At 52.1% G+C, this 17054-nt stretch carries 13 protein-coding genes; 5 read left to right on the top strand and 8 right to left on the bottom strand.

What is annotated here, in order from left to right:
- Nucleotides 1-57: 57 nt before the first annotated feature.
- The 6 genes from SELR_RS05965 to SELR_RS05940 all read right to left on the bottom strand — a co-directional run bounded on the left by SELR_RS05965 (nt 58) and on the right by SELR_RS05940 (nt 8096).
- On the bottom strand, nt 58-1590 hold the full coding sequence (locus tag SELR_RS05965; RefSeq protein WP_014424310.1) for a bifunctional metallophosphatase/5'-nucleotidase: 1533 nt from the start codon (nt 1588-1590) through the stop codon (nt 58-60).
- A gap of 110 nt (nt 1591-1700) precedes the next feature.
- Nucleotides 1701-3311, bottom strand: coding sequence for a nucleoside kinase (locus SELR_RS05960; protein WP_014424309.1), 1611 nt, complete (start codon nt 3309-3311; stop codon nt 1701-1703).
- Between the two features lie 244 nt (nt 3312-3555).
- Nucleotides 3556-4551 carry an inorganic phosphate transporter gene (locus tag SELR_RS05955; RefSeq protein WP_014424308.1) on the bottom strand — a complete coding sequence of 332 codons (996 nt, stop codon included), beginning with the start codon at nt 4549-4551 and terminating at the stop codon, nt 3556-3558.
- A complete protein-coding gene (locus tag SELR_RS05950) occupies nt 4544-5170 on the bottom strand; it encodes a DUF47 domain-containing protein (RefSeq protein WP_014424307.1) in 627 nt (208 codons plus the stop codon). Before SELR_RS05950 ends, SELR_RS05955 begins: the two co-directional genes overlap by 8 nt.
- Nucleotides 5171-5380: 210 nt before the next feature.
- Nucleotides 5381-6622: an aminotransferase class I/II-fold pyridoxal phosphate-dependent enzyme gene (locus SELR_RS05945; protein ID WP_014424306.1), complete on the bottom strand. Its 1242-nt coding sequence runs from the start codon at nt 6620-6622 to the stop codon at nt 5381-5383.
- 244 nt (nt 6623-6866) lie between these two features.
- Nucleotides 6867-8096: an aspartate kinase gene (locus SELR_RS05940; RefSeq protein ID WP_014424305.1), complete on the bottom strand. Its 1230-nt coding sequence runs from the start codon at nt 8094-8096 to the stop codon at nt 6867-6869.
- Nucleotides 8097-8424: 328 nt separating this feature from the next.
- On the opposite strand from SELR_RS05940, the gene uraA reads away from it, so the two are divergent.
- The 5 genes from uraA to fba all read left to right on the top strand — a co-directional run bounded on the left by uraA (nt 8425) and on the right by fba (nt 13958).
- Entirely contained in the window at nt 8425-9699 is a 1275-nt protein-coding gene (gene uraA, locus SELR_RS05935; protein ID WP_014424304.1) for a uracil permease, read from the top strand.
- Nucleotides 9696-10583 (top strand): RluA family pseudouridine synthase, encoded by an 888-nt coding sequence (locus SELR_RS05930; protein ID WP_014424303.1) that lies wholly within the window; start codon nt 9696-9698, stop codon nt 10581-10583. The genes uraA and SELR_RS05930 overlap by 4 nt, the downstream gene beginning before the upstream one ends.
- Before the next feature lie 55 nt (nt 10584-10638).
- A complete protein-coding gene (locus SELR_RS05925) occupies nt 10639-11568 on the top strand; it encodes a YihY/virulence factor BrkB family protein (protein WP_014424302.1) in 930 nt (309 codons plus the stop codon).
- Nucleotides 11569-11676: 108 nt separating this feature from the next.
- Complete coding sequence (locus SELR_RS05920; RefSeq protein WP_158645773.1) at nt 11677-12849, top strand: sensor histidine kinase; 1173 nt, start codon at nt 11677-11679, stop codon at nt 12847-12849.
- Between the two features lie 113 nt (nt 12850-12962).
- Nucleotides 12963-13958, top strand: a complete 996-nt coding sequence (gene fba / locus SELR_RS05915; RefSeq protein WP_014424300.1) for a class II fructose-1,6-bisphosphate aldolase — start codon at nt 12963-12965, stop codon at nt 13956-13958.
- 409 nt (nt 13959-14367) lie between these two features.
- Here fba and SELR_RS05910 read toward each other — a convergent pair whose 3' ends face one another.
- Together SELR_RS05910 and folD are read right to left on the bottom strand one after the other, a co-directional pair.
- Nucleotides 14368-16035, bottom strand: coding sequence for a formate--tetrahydrofolate ligase (locus SELR_RS05910; RefSeq protein WP_014424299.1), 1668 nt, complete (start codon nt 16033-16035; stop codon nt 14368-14370).
- A 138-nt stretch (nt 16036-16173) separates the two neighbouring features.
- On the bottom strand, nt 16174-17034 hold the full coding sequence (folD, locus tag SELR_RS05905) for a bifunctional methylenetetrahydrofolate dehydrogenase/methenyltetrahydrofolate cyclohydrolase FolD (protein ID WP_014424298.1): 861 nt from the start codon (nt 17032-17034) through the stop codon (nt 16174-16176).
- Nucleotides 17035-17054 lie beyond the last annotated feature (20 nt).

Genomic DNA, 17054 nt, shown 5'->3' with positions numbered 1-17054 from the left:
CAGCTTGTAAAAAAGCTATCCCTATGACTCTGCGCCACTCAGAAATGGCCGCAATACTTATTTCACATGTACGTTATCCGTTATCCTGCCTACCTCAATGTCCTTTACGCCATGGGTGCGGATGTATTCCACCACAATATCCTCCAGTGCGCCGTATACCCCCAATAATTTGGCACCTTTCAGCATATCATAGCCATCACCGCCTGCAGCAGTAAAATCATTCATCGCCACGGTGTAAACCTTGTTCAACTCAAGGGGCTGGTCATTGATCCTGACATTGCTGACACGGCTTCCCGCCGGGGCCTTGCTGTCCATATCAAAAGTCAGGCCACTGACATTCATAAAACCACCAAAGGAGGCTGGTACATATTCTACAGAATGTTCCAGCGCCGCCTTGATTGTCTCACCTTTCAATTCAACCTTGCACACCGTATTGCCAAAGGGGAATATCGTAAGGATCGTTCCCTTGGTGATCTTTCCCTGGGGCAGGTCGGCCCGCAAGCCGCCACCATTGGCAAAGGCCGCATCAGCACCCGTAACTGCACGCAGGGCATCCGCCGTCAGATTCCCCAGTTCCGATTCCCGGGTACGTACGATTTCCCGGGCGGAAGTCAGCGTGCGGGGGCTGGCAGCCACGACTTTATTCAACTCGTTGGTCGTCTGCGCCTTCATTTCCGTCAATGCCTGCTGCACACCGGCATCGGGCTGGCCAGCCAGTTTTTCCACAGCCTGTTCATCCAACAGACTGGCCTCCGCTTTGCGCACTTTGTGTCCCTTTACCACCAGTTCAACTTTGCCCAGTTCATTATCATAGCAGCCCGTCTGACAGATCAGCGTCCTGCCTACACGCAAGCCCTTGGGCAGCATCGTATGGCTATGACCGTCAATGATGACGTCAAATCCCGGTACTTCCTTGGCAATACGCTCAGAGGTGAACTCCGAACTCTTGTCCACGCCCATATGCATCAGGCCGATGACCACATCATGGTTTTTCCGTAATTTCGCCATCATATCCTTGGCGGCAGTGACGGGATTGCCGAAAAAAACGTCCGTCACATTGGCAGGATTGGTCTTGAAGGCCACCTCCGGCGTGGTCAGACCGATCACCGCAACCTTCACACCATTGAAGGTAAAGCTCTTATAAGGACGGAACAGATAAGATTTCTGTTCCTTGTCATAAGTATTGGCACTCAGTATGGGAAAGTTCAGCATTTGCGCCAATTCCAGCAGACGTTTTTCCCCATAGTTGAAATCGTGATTGCCCGGCGTCATGGCATCATAACCAGCCAGATTCATCAATACGGCCATATTGGCCCCCTTGCTCAAATTGATGATGGGCAGGCCATGGAAGGTATCCCCACCGTCCAAGGCCAGCGTATCTTCATCGGCGGCCTTCTGTGCCCGGATGCCGCCGGCAATCCATTCCATGCCAGTAATCTTCTGCTCCGCATTACCTTCCACCCGGGCATGGATATCATTGGTATGCAGGATGGTGATATGGACACCATCCTTCTGCACTGAAGCCCCGGCTGATACCGGCAAAGCCAGCATTACCCCCAGCACCAGTGCCGTCAATTTCTTTTTCCACATAAGATTCATCCTCCTCATAAACCTATGTTCGATACTTTCGGCAGACAAGGCCCAAAATCCTCTAATATGACGCAAAACACCCAAAAGGGGCTTTTGCAGCCCCTCATCAGTCACTTAAAGAAAACAGACTTGCCAATGAACTCCCTGAGCAGGGAATTATTCGGTACATCATCTTCCTCCGTGATGTCATCAAAATACTGCAGAATATCCAGCAGACGCTTGGCCTCTGCATGTTCCGGAATATCCTTGGGCACGTTCTGCAACAGCGGATAGGCATAGCGTTTCAGGATGCCAAGCTCGTAGATCAAGGCCGAATTGAACATCACATCCGCCTCCTCCTGGAAGGGGAAAATATTCTTCTCCTCCCCCGCCCGCACATCAGGCCACTGCTTCAAGGTCTTCAGTGCGCCGGAACCCCGGAACTGATAATCCCGCACGAGGCGGCGGATCAGCCGCGCATCCGTTGTCGCAATGCGGTTATGGGCGTCTATGTTGAGCTGTGTCAGGGCGCTGATATAGATCTTGAACTTGCGGCTATGGGGCACATATTCACTGAGCCTTTCATTGAGTCCATGAATCCCTTCCACAATGATGGGCTGCTCCCGGCTCACTGCCAGCCGCCGCGTATCATCCCACTCCCGAGAGCCAGTCAGGAAATTATACCGGGGCAGGACGATTTCCTCTCCTGCCAGCAGTGCCAGCATATGCTGGTTGAACAGCTCCACATCCAAAGCTTCCAGACACTCGTAGTCATATTCCCCCGTAGGCTTCCGGGGCGTATCCTCCCGATTGACAAAATAATCATCCAATGAGATTGATACAGGCATGAGTTTATCCGCCCTGAGCTGCACCCGCAGCCGCTGGGCAAAGGAAGTCTTACCGGAAGAGGATGGCCCGGCAATCAGGATCAGCCGCATCGTGTCCTTGTGCGAAGCAATATGGTCAGCAATATGAGCAATGCGCTTTTCCTGCAAGGCCTCGGAAATGCGGATCAGTTCGCCGATTTCTCCATGGCGATTGATGCGATTGAGATCCGGCACGAAATTGCACCGCAGGGCCGCCGCCCACTCCCGGGATTCCGCCAGGACCTGACTGAGCTTCGGCTGGGGCAGACGCTCCCGCACTTTCCCCTCCGTATCCACATCCGGAATCCGCAGCAGGATTCCTCCCGCTTCAAAATCCAGGGCAAAACGGTCAAGGCTGCCCGTATGGCCAATCATCACCCCATAGAGATAATCATAGAACGCCCCGCACTGGTAGAGACTGACCATTTCCATATTCAGGGAAGAGATCAGATTGGCCTTCTCAATCTGCCGATTATTCTTGAAGATCCGCACCGCCTGCGCCTTTTCCATCTTCATCTTCACAATGGGCCGGTCTTCGGCAATGATTTCCCGCATCCGTGCCTCAATAAGCCCCACCCCATGCTCACTTAAATCATGGAAATGCTTCAGCTCACAGAACAGCCCCTTATTGGCACTGAACTGCGCCACCACCTCCACCGACGGAAACATCTCATGCACTGCCGTAAACAGCACAAACATCACCGTACGCCGGTAAATCTTCCAGCCCCGTCCTGTATTCAGCTCAATAAAACCAACCTTACCTGACGTGTCAATCTCACTCTGCAAATCCCGGATTTCATTATTGACGAGACCAGCCACAATTTCCGAAGCATAATCCTTCTGCGCTATCTCTGCCAAATCTTTCAGTTCAACCATTGCCATAACCATCACCCCATCCCTGCAAGAACCACGAATTCGGCTCCCCCCCGGCGCCCAAGAAAGGGCGCCTGCGGGCGTAAATCCCTGGATGGGATTTCAGTCCGCTGTTTCTTTTGGGTACTTTTCTTTGCGCCAAAGAAAAGTACCCACTGCGCATTTGCCAATAAAAAAGAAAAAGACTTAAGTATTACTCTTTATTGTAACACTTAAGTCTCAATTTGGCTATAAAATTGTGTGAATATTACATAAACATACAAACAATCTTGTAGAAAAGCGCCCCCATCAATGCCGTGCACGGGATTGTCAAAACCCAGGCCATAACCATCTGCTGGGCCACGCCCCATCTTACCGCATTGACACGCTTGGCTGTGCCTACACCCATAATGGAACCGGACACCACATGGGTGGTACTGACCGGCAGATGCAGCAGCGTTGCCCCGAAGATAACCGTCGAGGAATTGAGGTCTGCGGCAAAGCCGGAAATGGGTTCCAATTTGAAGATCTTACCGCCAATGGTACGGATGATCCGCCGTCCGCCCATTGCTGTACCCAGAGCCATTGCCGTAGCGCAGAGCACCTTGACATAAGTCGGCACTTCAAACTCACCGATATAACCGCCGGCCAACAGGGCCAGCGTGATGATACCCATGGACTTCTGAGCATCGTTGGAACCATGGGAAAAGGCCATCATAGCTGCGGAAACAATCTGCATCTTCTTGAACTTGTGGTTGACAGCCGAAGGGCTGAAGCCGCCAAAAATCCGAAAGAGCAGCAGCATGACCACGCAGCCGGTGCAGATGGCGATAATCGGTGAACCAATCAGGGACAGGACAATCTTGCCGATGCCCCAGAAATTCAAGCCCTGCTCACCCACTGACACCATCACGGCACCGATGATACCGCCCACCAGCGCATGGGACGAACTGGAGGGCACGGCAAACCACCAGGTCAGCACATTCCAGATAATGGAACCGGCCAGCGCCGCAATCAGCACATGCTCGTCCACCATCTGGGCGGAACTGACAATATCCGCACCGATGGTCTTAGCCACGCCGGTACTGTACATGGCACCGATGAAGTTCAGGCCTGCCGCCATCATAATGGCATGGCTGGGATGGATTGCCCTTGTGGACACTGCCGTAGCAATGGCATTAGCCGTATCGTGGAAGCCGTTAATGAAGTCAAAGAGCAAGGCCAGCGCAATGACCGTAAAGATTAAAAGCTGTAACTCATGCATACTTCATTACCACTCCCCGAATCATATCCGACAGTTTCTCGCAATGATCCAGTGTGTCTTCGAGTTTTTCCAGTATATCCTTCCATTTGATCAATTCAATGGGATCTTTTTCCTTGTCAAAGAGATAGGCCACTTCATGACGATACACCCGGTCGCCTTCGCTTTCCAGCTGGGCAATCTTATGGGTGGCATCGAGAATCTGCGCCTGATTTTTGCGAATGTCCTTCAACAGGGAGAACGCACGGATGATTTCCTCCGTCGCTTCAATCAAGAGTTTCGTCAGGGAAACAGCACCGGTCATAGCCTTGCCTGTGCGATACATCACGATGCGCTGGAGCGTGCCCTGCAGGTAATCCACGCCATCATCAAGGCCGTTAGCCAGTGCATAAATGTCTTCCCGGTCAATGGGGGTGATAAAGGTGAGATTAAGCTTGTCAATAATGGCATCGTTGATACGATCCGCCTCATGTTCAAGATCCATGATCTCCTTGACCTTATCCGTAGCCTTGCTGTAATCCAGCATAACTTCGTCCATCATCAGCGCACCCTTATAGAAATAATTGGCGCTTTCCACGAACAGGTCAAAGAACTCGCTGTCCTTTTTTTTGAATTTAAACATACTGTTCTGCGTCCTCCCGAAAGAAATATCACATACACACAAGTTTACTATAACATCATTTGTCCTGTGGTTCAACCGCAAATTTTCACATATACAAAAAAACAGGACAACTCCTACTATTATATAGAGGAGTTGTCCTTCGTAAAAAAATATTTTCGTTCGGGAAAATTCTCACAGCTGACGGTCAATCTGACCGGTCAAACTGATGTCTTACCACTTCTCCACAGCCTGCAGAGCCTTGAGAACCTTGGCAGCAACGCCATGCATCTTCTCTTCCGCTACGCAGCAGGCAGCAACGCGTACGCCCATCTTCAAAGGTACAGCGAAGATCAGGTCGTCATGGAGCTTGTTGCAGACAGCCTGCGGATCTGCAGCCGGTACGGACAGGAAGAAACCGCCGTTATAAGGCAGGGCATTGAGGCCGCATTCCTTGGCTTCCTTCATGAAGACTTCCGCGCGCTTCTGAATGGTCTTATAGAAGCTGTCGCGCTCGTTTTCATACTGGGTACGCAGGTTTTCGTCCTGCTGGATCTTCACCAGCGTGGTCATGGCTGCGCGGTTGATATTGGACCAGGTAGCACGGCTCGTGTATTTGTTGATATCCTGGAACTCCGTGATGACATCTTCGCTGGAGGATACAGCCACCAGAGCACCGGTGCGCTGGCCATAAGCCGTATAGCCCTTGGACATGGAGAAGGCGAACATGGTGAAGATGTTTTCCGGCAGATTACCGAACTTCTTCATGAAGCGGCGAACTTCATTCTTCTCGCCAGCGAAGTCGATATAAGCGATATCCACCAGGATGCTCATCTTCTTGCCCTTGGCAGCATATTTCTTGGCCAGGGCCAGAACCTGATCCCAATCCTCTTCCGTCAGGCTGAAGCCCGTAGGATTGTGAGCCGGCGTATTGATGATGACCAGCAGGCTGTCCTGTTCCTGGAAGATTTCCGCTACCTTGTCTGCATAGGCGGAGATATTGAAATTGTTGTCCTGATCGAAGAGCTTGTAGTTGACCAGCTTGCAGCCGCATTCGTTGCAGATGACGTTATAAGTGCCCCAGAACCAGTCAGAGGTCAGCACCTTCGTGCCCCGTTCTGCATAGTTGGCTACAGCATGGTGGATAGCCCCGGTGCCACCGGCGGTAGCGCAGGAAGCAATGAAGCCTTCCGGACGGTTGTCAGCAAAGAACAGCTTCTCCACTTCGGCCAGATAAGCCGGCAGACCGGCAATCGGAGCATAGCGGAACATCTCTTCCGTCTGCAGATTGCGGTAAACTTTCTCCACCGTAGGCAGAACGGCCAAACCGCCCTGATCATTCATCATCATGCCGATGGTGGCATTGGTAACCTTATCCAAACCATGTTTTTCTGCTGCTTTGTTGCAGGCCGCCGTGGCTCCAAAAATCGCATCCCGTAACTTCTTATCTGCCGCATGGCTGGCTGCCATTGTCATAAACAAGCTCTCCTCTCAAACACCATAAACATTTACTAAGACCTAAAATCTACTCACAGGTAATATAATAACTGTTTCTTTCTGTCCTGTCTACCCATACATGTGTATGTATACAATATTTTTGCGAAATTGACTACAATCTACGCACTTACACGAAATCTAAGTCATTCTGCGCCTATCGGCTTGACTGACTAAAATTTCGTAGTAAAAGAAAACCTTCCCCCGAAAGGGAAGGCAAACTCTATTAGTTCTTCGGGAAGAACTCGTCGTGGATTGCGTTGACGGCTTCCTTCAGCTGGCTGCCCTTGATCAGGCAGGAAATGCTGATTTCCGAAGTGCTGATGATGTCGATGTTGATGCCCTTCTGGGACAGCGCACCGAACATGCGGGCAGCTGTACCCGGATTGCCCAGCATACCAGCGCCAACGATGGAAACCTTGGCCACATCTTCTTCGATCAGCACAGCCACAGCGCTGAGCTTGTCGGCTACGCCGTCTACCACCTTCTTGGCCTGAGCCAGGTCGCCGGCAGCTACGGTGAATACCATATCCGTGACATTCTTCTCAATATTGCGGATGCTCTGCACGATCATATCCACATCGATGTTGGCATCAGCCAGTGCGGAGAAGATCTCATGGGCAATGCCCGGCGTATTGGGAATGCCCAGAACAGCAATCTTAGCTACTTTTTCATCATGGGCAACGCCCCTGATCACAAAATCTTTATCTTCCATCGTATAATCCTCCCTAATAAAGGTACCAGTATCAGTCGTAAAAGTAGAACGTACATGAATAGGAATGCCGAAGTATTCACCCATTTCCACGGAACGCGGCTGCATGACACCAGCACCTAAGCGGGCCATTTCCAGCATTTCATGATAGGTGATCTCATGCATCTTGCGGGCGCCTTTGACAATGCGCGGATCAGCAGAATACACGCCATCCACGTCCGTGAAAATCTCACAGGAATCTGCCTTCAGGGCACCGGCGATAGCCACGGCAGATGTATCGGAGCCGCCACGGCCCAGCGTTACATAATCGCCCAGAGAGTTTGCCCCCTGGAAGCCCGTGATGACCACCACTTTGCCTGCATCCAATTCCTTATGCACGCGTTCCGGCTGGATATCCTTGATACGACCCTTCGTGTAAACATCGTTAGTCTGCACGCCAGCCATGGGGCCGGTCAGGGATACAGCTTCCTGTCCCAAGGTCTTGAAGGCCATGGCCATCAGGGAAGCAGACTGCTGCTCACCCGTGGTCAGGAGCATATCCATCTCTCTTGTATATTGATAGGGATTTTTCGTGATCCCTTCCGCCAACTCAATCAAATCATCCGTGGTATCGCCCATCGCAGAAACCACCAGCACGATTTTGTCCCCAGGCTGCTTCTCACCTAAGACGCGCTTGGCAATATTCATGATTTTTTCCGTGGTCGCTACCGAGCTGCCACCGAATTTCTTTACAATAAGTGCCATAACTCTCCCCCTAAACTTTCATAAGAAACAAATCCGCAGGCCACGGAACGCTTCTTTTTTGTATACTTGATGTTTAATCGAAACATATTATACCCTAAAAAAAGGCACATGTCTATAAATTTTCGTCAAATTATGTAAAATTGTTCATTTGCAAGAAACACATTTTACTTTTCATGTTACAAAGATACCATTTTAGAGAATTTTTCGCTCGCAAAATGATAAATATTTTCGGTTTTTAATTGCAAGCAACCTATTATTGGACATAAGTCCCTTTTGTGCTATAGTATTAGAGATTTATTTACCCATTTATTTTAAGGAGTGTATCATTTTGCAAAACCGTACCATCGGTGTCAGTGAGCGCCTGCCACTGCTTGAAACCCTGCCGCTTTCCCTGCAGCACCTCTTCGCCATGTTTGGCTCCACGGTGCTGGTGCCCATTCTCTTCCATGTGAATCCGGCTACCGTACTGCTCTTCAACGGCATTGGCACTTTGCTGTACCTGACCTTATGTAAAGGAAAGATTCCCGCTTACTTAGGCTCCAGCTTCGCCTTCCTGTCCCCAGTATTCCTGGTACTTGGCCAGTACAGTTACGAAGCAGCCTTAGGCGGTTTTATCGCTGTCGGTCTCGTGTTCTGTATTGTCGGCCTCCTCATCAAGGCCGTGGGTACCCACTGGATTGACGTGCTCTTCCCGCCCGCTTCCATGGGTGCCATCGTGGCCGTCATCGGTTTGGAACTCATGCCTACAGCTGCCGATATGGCCGGCCTTACGGGCAAAGGTGACAGCACTACGATTTTCGTTTCCCTGATCACCTTGGCCATTACGGTATTTGCTTCCGTGGCCTGCCGCGGTTTCCTCGCCATCATCCCCATTCTCCTGGGTGTGGTCGGCGGTTATATCATCGCTGCAGCCTGCGGCCTGGTGGATCTGGCCAGCGTGGAAGCTGCTCCCTGGTTCGCCCTGCCCACCTTCTATACGCCGGAATTCAATCTCGATGCCATCCTGATCATCCTGCCGGCGGCCCTCGTGGTCATCGCTGAACACGTCGGTCATCTGATCGTCACGGGCAACATCGTGGGTGCTGACCTGGCCAAAGATCCGGGACTTGACCGCTCCATCCTGGGCAATGGTATCTCCACGGTGATCTCCGGCTTCTTCGGTTCCACGCCGAACACCACCTACGGTGAAAACATCGGCGTATTGGCCATCACGAAAGTGTTCTCCACCTGGGTTATCGGCGGCGCAGCCGTCTTTGCCATCGTCCTGTCCTGCCTGGGCAAGCTGGCAGCTCTGATCCAGAGCATCCCGACGCCGGTCATGGGCGGCGTTTCCCTGCTGCTCTTCGGTGTTATCGCTGCTTCCGGTATCCGCGTGCTGGCGGAAAGCAATATCGACTACAACAATCCGCTGAACCTGATGCTCACGGCTATCGTGCTGGGCCTCGGTGTGTCCACTGCCAGCATCACCATTGGTACCATCACCCTCAAGGGCATGTCCCTAGCTACGGTTGTGGCCATCATCCTGTCCCTGGCTTTCCAGCTGATTGCGAAATTCCATCAGCCTGTAGCTGACGATAATCCCGATGATACGGAAAGCAAATGACACGTATTGAAGTAACGCTTGCTGACGCCCTGACCTCTATGCCGGTCAGGGCGTTTTTAAAAGCGAACCAAGGCATATCCAATACCATCTGGAAGCGCATCAAGAATTCCGGCACCTTTGCCATCAATGGCGAAATCTGCAATGCCGCCCGCAGTGAGGTGAAAACTGGCGATATCATTACCTATGATATCCTGCGTCCCTCAGACATCGCAGCCGAGGACCTGCCACTGGATATCCGCTACGAGGATGAATGGCTGCTGGTCATCAATAAGCCAGCCGGACAGCTCGTACATCCCACCACGCAGGAAAGCCATGGCACCGTAGGCAATGCGCTGATGCATTATTTCGCCGCCAAAAGCGAGGCCCATGCCTTCCATCCCGTCCATCGGCTGGATCGGGATACCAGTGGCCTGCTGCTGGTGGCCAAGGAACCCCAGATCCAATACCTGCTCTCCCCCAAGGGCTGCAAGAATTTCAAACGGGAATATCAGGCTATTATTGAAGGGAAACTGACGCCTGCCGACGGCATTGTCGATGCCCCTATTGCCCGGTCCTTGCCCAGCATCATCCTGCGCAAGGTTTCCCCGGAAGGTCAGGACGCCCGCACCCATTACCGCACCGTAAAGACCAATGGCAAACTTTCCCTGATCGAATTGGAATTGGAAACCGGCCGTACCCATCAGATCCGCGTCCATATGGCCCACCTGGGGCATCCCTTATTAGGTGATGACCTCTACGGCGGCAATATGGATCTGATCCAGCGGCAGGCCCTCCATGCCTTCCGCCTGAGCTTCAGACATCCTATGACACAAAAGGAACTGGTCATCACCACCCCGCCTCCGGCAGATTTTCTGCAGATCACCGCATCTCTTGACCGCCAATAAGTGCTCTCCTATGGTATACTTAATAGTAAACATAAGCAAAGCAAGGTGAGACTTTATGGATAAACTGGTGCAAAGCCTGCTGAAGCGGCTTACGCCCCTTTGGGAAACGCTTTACTTCTTCTATCAGCGGTTCATCGATTACCATCGCATTTCCAGTTGGTTTGATATGGCCTCAGGCACGACCTATTACTTCCTGCTGGGATTTTTGCCCTTCCTGGTCTTCACGGTGAATCTGATGCTCTTTGTCATGGCCACCCAGGTGGATGCACTTTATGGCATGGCAGCCCATTACCTGCCCGACCGCATGGCGGGGCCCCTGATGGGTGATATCAAGCGCATCATGGACAGCCGCAGCACGCTATGGATGTGGGTTACAGGGCTTTTCTCCCTCTACAGCTTCGTTCAGGGGCTGGTGATCCTCACCAGAGCCACAGACAGCCTTGATTATGCCAATACTGCGGCCATGGCCCGTGACGACCGCCATAATATCCTGATATATGCCAAAGGCATCATCTTCACCTTCGGCCTGATGGTGGTCATCTTCCTTTCCCTGGGGCTGCCCGTCTTTGGCAATTCCCTGGTCTATCTTCTCAACGAAAGCAGCCACTTCCCCGCCTTTTTCCTCACGCTATGGAATTTCCTGCGGGTATTCCTGCCCTTCGTCGTTCTGGTGGTATGGCTCACCGGCTTCTATATCTTCGCCCCCCATTCCTATACGCCGCCCTTCCGGCAGGCCTTTATCACCGCTCTTCTCGTCACCTTCCTCTGGCTGGCAGCTACAGGCATCTACAGCTGGTGCATGACACTCATCCCCGGCATGGGCATTGCCTACGGCTCTCTCTTTGGGTTGTTTGCCCTGTTCGTATGGTTCAAATTCATTGTCAGCTTCATCATCTACGGCATTGAATTCCTGATGGCGTTCAATGAGATAGAACTGCGCCATAAGATAGCTGCCATACAAGCTCAGAAAGCGTCCTCCGATTGAGGACGCTTTTTTCCGTACGAGGGCAATACCTCTTCCGCCAGAAAAGGAAAATCAGCCTTGCCCGTCGAAAATAAACATTTGACCAAAATCAGAAGGGAGATGATCTCTTTGGAGGACATCGAAAAAATTTCAGCCGACACGTTGAAATTAAAGGAAATATACCGTACAACCCTGCAAACCGTAGAAAAAAACAAGACGCAGATGTTTTCAATCAGCGAGGCGGCTCGCAAAGAGGTGGATTTCCAAAGAAAGCAGCTTGCCGACATAAAGGGAAAACTGATTGAGGTCATCGCCAATGTGGATTATCTGGAAAACAAGACGCAGCTGGGAAAACAGAGCCTGGCAGCTGCCAGCAAGGCTTTTTCTACAGAAGATATGCAGGATCTGTATGGCGAAGTCGCATTCATGCTGGATAAGCTGCAGTATGCCCGGCAAAAAGAAGAACATCTGCGCCAGCAGCGGGATGAACTGGAACTCAGTCTCCGCCGCCTGGAGGGATTGCTGGAGCAGTCCGAAAACATGACACTGGCCATCGGCTCTGTTGCCACCTATCTGAGTTCCCAGTTCAACAAGATAACCCAGCAGGTCGAGTTCACACAGAAATGCCAATCCATCGGCGAACACGTGATCATGGCCCATGAAGAGGAACGAAAGCGCATTTCCCGCAATCTTCATGACACTGTCGCCCAGGGACTGGCCGCAGCCCTGATGCAGCTGCGCATCTGCAAGCTGGCACTGGCTGACGGTGATCTGGAAGGCACTGCCCATGCCATCGACGATACTAGCGACAACATCAAGAATTGTCTGTCCGATACCAGACAGGTGATTTTTGATATGCGCCCCATGGCCTTGGACGACAAGGGACTGGCCTTTGCCATCCACCAGCTCTGCACCACCCATAGAGACAAACAGACCTTGCATATCGATTACAGCCTCAACGGCCAGGAATATCCCCTGCCCAAACATGTGGAAATCATGATTTACCGGACAGTCCAAGAATCCTTGAGCAATATCCTGCATCATTCCGGCCAGACAAAGGGCAGCATCGATATCAACTATGCAGCCAATGCCCTCAATATCGTGATCAAAGATGAGGGAAAAGGCTTTGACCTGCAGGAAAAAGCTGACCTTGCAGCTGAGGAGGGAGATTCCCGCCACCATTTCGGTCTGGACTTCATGAAAGAAGGCGCCCGGTCTGCCGGTGCCGAACTGAGCATAAGCTCCTCCCCTGGCAAAGGAACCACCGTACGGATCAAAGTTCCCCGACAGGATTGGGCGTGAACACAAGATTCTAAAATTTTTTCCCGTAGCCTATACGAGAAGTATTTTCTATGATATAATAATCAAGGTTCAACAAAAAAATATTGAACAGTATTCTTAGGGGGTAATGAAAAATGCCATTAGTTGGAACTAAAGAAATGTTCAAGAAAGCTTACGAAGGCGGCTACGCTATCGGTGCTTTCAACGTCAACAACATGGAAATCGTACAGGGTATCACGGAAGCAGCTGCTGAGCTGAACTCCCCGGTTATCCTGCAGGCATCCGCGGGTGCCCGCAAATATGCAAAGGGCCCGTATCTCCGTCACCTCGTTGAGGCTGCTCTGGAAGTCAATGACATTCCTGTTGCTCTGCACCTCGACCATGGCGCAGATTTCGAAACCTGCAAAGCCTGCATCGATGACGGTTTCACTTCCGTAATGTTCGATGGTTCTCATTATGATTTCAAAGAGAACATCAAACGTACGCAGGAAGTTGTTGCTTACGCTCATGAACATGGCGTTTGCGTAGAAGCTGAGCTGGGCAAACTGGCTGGTATCGAAGATGATGTTAAGGTTGCCGCTCACGAAGCAGCTTACACGCAGCCGGAAGAAGTTGAAGAGTTCGTTAGAGAAACTGGCGTAGACTCCCTGGCTATCGCTATTGGTACTTCCCATGGTGCATTCAAGTTCAAGCCGGAACAGTGCACGCGCAACGCTGAAGGCGTTCTCGTACCGCCCGAACTGCGTTTCGATATCCTGGCTGAAATCGAGAAGAAGATTCCTGAGTTCCCGATCGTTCTCCATGGTGCTTCTTCCGTTATTCCGAAGTACGTTCAGATCATCAACGCTAACGGCGGTAAACTGGACGATGCTATCGGTATTCCTGAAGATCAGCTCCGCAAAGCTGCTAAATCCGCAGTTTGCAAGATCAACATCGACTCCGACCTGCGTCTGGCTCTTACGGCTGGTATCCGTGAGCACTTCATGGCTAACCCGGGCCACTTCGACCCGCGTCAGTATGTTGCTGATGGCCGCGCTTACATCAAAGAACTCGTTGAACACAAGATCAAAGAAGTTCTGGGTTCCGATGGCCGTGCAGACGAAATCATGGCGCTCATCAACGCAAAATAATTGCCTGACTGGCATAAAAAAAGAAGCTCCGTCCGGAGCTTCTTTTTTTGATAGATTCCTTCTAATAACAAAGGCAGTCCGCTAACTCAACAGAGTCGGCGGACTGCCTTATATTGCAGTTTGTCGGCGCGTTCGTGCTGAAGGCATCCCGTTCATACGCAGTCAGGGGTTCACGGGGGAGTACTTTTTCTGTTTCCGCTAAAACGACCCTCTCGGCAATTTTAGAGCTGTTTAGCCAGATGGCGCCGGGCAAGACCGGCGCAGGTTACTGGAAGATGCGTAGTTCTGCTGGCGGGTCATTTAGTGCAGCGGCGGAAAAGTATTCCCACCGCCGCCCCACTGAGCTGTAACAAAAGAGTTTAGGCTCGCATCTACAAACTGCAATTTTCACAGCTTTTTATTGATTAACTTAGAACAAGCCGGTAATCTTGCCGTCATTGTCGATATCCATGTTCTCGGCAGCCGGTTTCTTGGGCAGGCCTGGCATGGTCAGGATATTGCCTGTCAGCGCCACGATAAAGCCGGCACCGGCGGAAATCCGTAGTTCGCGCACCGTAACCGTAAAGCCTTCCGGACGGCCAATCTTCGTGGCATCGTCAGACAGGGAATACTGCGTCTTGGCCATGCAGACGGGCATCTTGTCGAAGCCCAGTTCCTTGATCTCTGCCAGCTGTTTCTGGGCTGCAGCCGTGAAGGAAATGCCGTCAGCACCATAGATTTCCTTGGCAATGGCGGTGATCTTCTCCTCCACACTCTGCTCGGTCTCATAGATAAAGTGGAAGTTGTTTTCCTTCTGCATGGCTGCTTCGACTTTTTCCGCCAGCTTCAGGCCGCCTTCGCCGCCTTTTGCCCAGACTTCGGACAGGGCAACTTCAGCGCCGCGTTTGTTGCAGGCAGCTTCCACGAAGTCCAGTTCCTCTTTCGTATCCGTGGGGAAGGCGTTGATAGCCACCACCGCGGGCAGGCCGAACTTCTGGATATTCTCGATATGCTTTTCGAGGTTCTGCATACCTTTTTCCAAGGCTTCCATATTGACCTGACCGAGATCCTTCTTATCCATGCCGCCATGCATCTTGAGGGCACGGACCGTAGCCACAATGACCACGGCATCGGGATGGATACCGGCAAAACGGCATTTGATGTCCAGGAACTTCTCAGCGCCCAGGTCGGCACCGAAGCCGGCTTCCGTCACCACCACATCGGCAAATTTCAGGGCGAATTTCGTAGCCATAACGCTGTTGCAGCCATGGGCGATATTGGCAAAGGGGCCGCCATGGATAAAGGCCGGCGTGCCTTCCAGCGTCTGTACCAGATTCGGCTTGATGGCATCCTTGAAGAGCAAGGTCAGGGCACCGGTCACATTGAGTTCCTTAGCCCGCACAGCACGGCCATCACGGGTGTAAGCCACCACGATCTCGCCCAGACGTTTCTTCATATCCTCAAGGTCAGAAGCCAGGCAGAGAATGGCCATCATTTCCGAAGCCACGGTGATATCAAAGCCCGTTTCCCGGGGCACGCCATGAGCCTTGCCGCCCATGCCGATCACCACATGGCGCAGGGCACGGTCGTTGAGGTCGAGGACGCGCTTCCAAACCACCCGGCGCACGTCGATATCCAGGGCATTGCCCTGCTGGATATGGTTGTCAATCACAGCAGCCAACAAGTTATGGGCCGTCGTGATGGCATGGAAGTCTCCCGTGAAGTGCAGGTTGATGTCCTCCATGGGCACCACCTGAGCATAACCGCCGCCAGCAGCGCCGCCCTTGAGGCCAAAGCAGGGGCCTAAAGAAGGTTCACGCAAGGCCACGGCCACTTTCTTACCCTGTTTATGGAAGGCATCGGCCAGACCAACACTGGTGGTAGTCTTTCCTTCGCCAGCCGGCGTGGGGTTGATGGCGGTAACCAGCACCAATTTGCCGTTTTCCCTGTTCTTTACACGCTGCCAGGCATCCAGACTGATCTTGGCCTTGTACTTGCCATAGAGTTCCAGTTCGTCCTCTGAGATTTCCAGTTTCTCAGCGATACGACGAATGTCCTGCATCTGTGCGCTCTGCGCAATTTCCACATCGGTTTTCATTGAGCTTTCTTCTCCTCTGCAATCAATTACATAAAGCTATTTATTTAAGAAAAAGACCAATAAAGTTGCCCCTTTCGGTGCTGCGCACCACTTCCCCCCGAGGGGGAAGCTAGGAGTCCCTTTATGGTCTCTATCTACCTATCTCAGGTGCGCTTCTGCCGCCTGCACGACATTCTGCATCAGCATGGCTACGGTCAGGAGGCCTACACCGCCCGGTACGGGCGTGATAGCCCCTGCCACTTCACTGACCTCTGCAAAATCCACATCCCCCACCAATTTCTTGGGAGCAATGCGGTTGATGCCCACGTCAATGACCGTCGCACCTGGTTTTACCATATCTTTTTTTACAAACTGAGGCTTGCCGATGGCCGCCACCAGAATATCTGCCTGACGGGTGATTTCCGCCAGATTCTCCGTGCGGGAATGGCATACTGTCACCGTAGCATTCTTGGCCATCAGCAGGTGGAACATGGGCTTGCCCACGATATTGCTGCGGCCGATGACCACGGCCCGCTTGCCTGCAATCTCAATGCCTGCCATTTCCAGCATGCGAATGCAGCCGGCCGGCGTGCAGGGCAACAAAGCCGGCTCCCCCGTCACCATCTTGCCCACGTTGACGGGATGGAAGCCATCCACATCTTTTGACGGGTCAATGCGATTGAGGATTTCCGCCTCGTCTTTGGCAATCTGCGCCGGCAAAGGCAGCTGCACAAGAATGCCATCAATTTTATCATCCGCATTCAGCGCATCGATACGGGCAATGAGTTCATCCTTGGTGGTCTCTTCCGGCATGGCGATAACCTCGGAATAGATACCCAAAGCAGCGCAGGCCTTGTCCTTATTGCGGACATAGACCTCAGAGGCCGGGTCGTTACCCACGCGGATAACCGCCAGCCCCGGAGCGCGGCCATACTCTTCCTGCAAAGCCGCCGCCCGGCGCCCTGCATCATCTTTTAATTGCTGTGCGAAAAACTTGCCTTCCAAAATCTTAGCGGACATAGGGTCACCTCAAAAGTCAA

It is taken from the genome of Selenomonas ruminantium subsp. lactilytica TAM6421, from assembly GCF_000284095.1.
In the GTDB taxonomy this organism is placed as follows: domain Bacteria; phylum Bacillota; class Negativicutes; order Selenomonadales; family Selenomonadaceae; genus Selenomonas_A; species Selenomonas_A lactilytica.
This window is presented reverse-complemented; position numbering and strand designations above follow the sequence as displayed.

Coding starts and splice junctions, on each gene's coding strand:
- SELR_RS05965 (WP_014424310.1), bottom strand. CDS start 1,590: ATGTGGAAAAAGAAATTGACGGCACTGGTGCTGGGGGTAATGCTGGCT.
- SELR_RS05960 (WP_014424309.1), bottom strand. CDS start 3,311: ATGGTTGAACTGAAAGATTTGGCAGAGATAGCGCAGAAGGATTATGCT.
- SELR_RS05955 (WP_014424308.1), bottom strand. CDS start 4,551: ATGCATGAGTTACAGCTTTTAATCTTTACGGTCATTGCGCTGGCCTTG.
- SELR_RS05950 (WP_014424307.1), bottom strand. CDS start 5,170: ATGTTTAAATTCAAAAAAAAGGACAGCGAGTTCTTTGACCTGTTCGTG.
- SELR_RS05945 (WP_014424306.1), bottom strand. CDS start 6,622: ATGACAATGGCAGCCAGCCATGCGGCAGATAAGAAGTTACGGGATGCG.
- SELR_RS05940 (WP_014424305.1), bottom strand. CDS start 8,096: ATGGCACTTATTGTAAAGAAATTCGGTGGCAGCTCGGTAGCGACCACG.
- SELR_RS05930 (WP_014424303.1), top strand. CDS start 9,696: ATGACACGTATTGAAGTAACGCTTGCTGACGCCCTGACCTCTATGCCG.
- SELR_RS05925 (WP_014424302.1), top strand. CDS start 10,639: ATGGATAAACTGGTGCAAAGCCTGCTGAAGCGGCTTACGCCCCTTTGG.
- fba (WP_014424300.1), top strand. CDS start 12,963: ATGCCATTAGTTGGAACTAAAGAAATGTTCAAGAAAGCTTACGAAGGC.
- SELR_RS05910 (WP_014424299.1), bottom strand. CDS start 16,035: ATGAAAACCGATGTGGAAATTGCGCAGAGCGCACAGATGCAGGACATT.
- folD (WP_014424298.1), bottom strand. CDS start 17,034: ATGTCCGCTAAGATTTTGGAAGGCAAGTTTTTCGCACAGCAATTAAAA.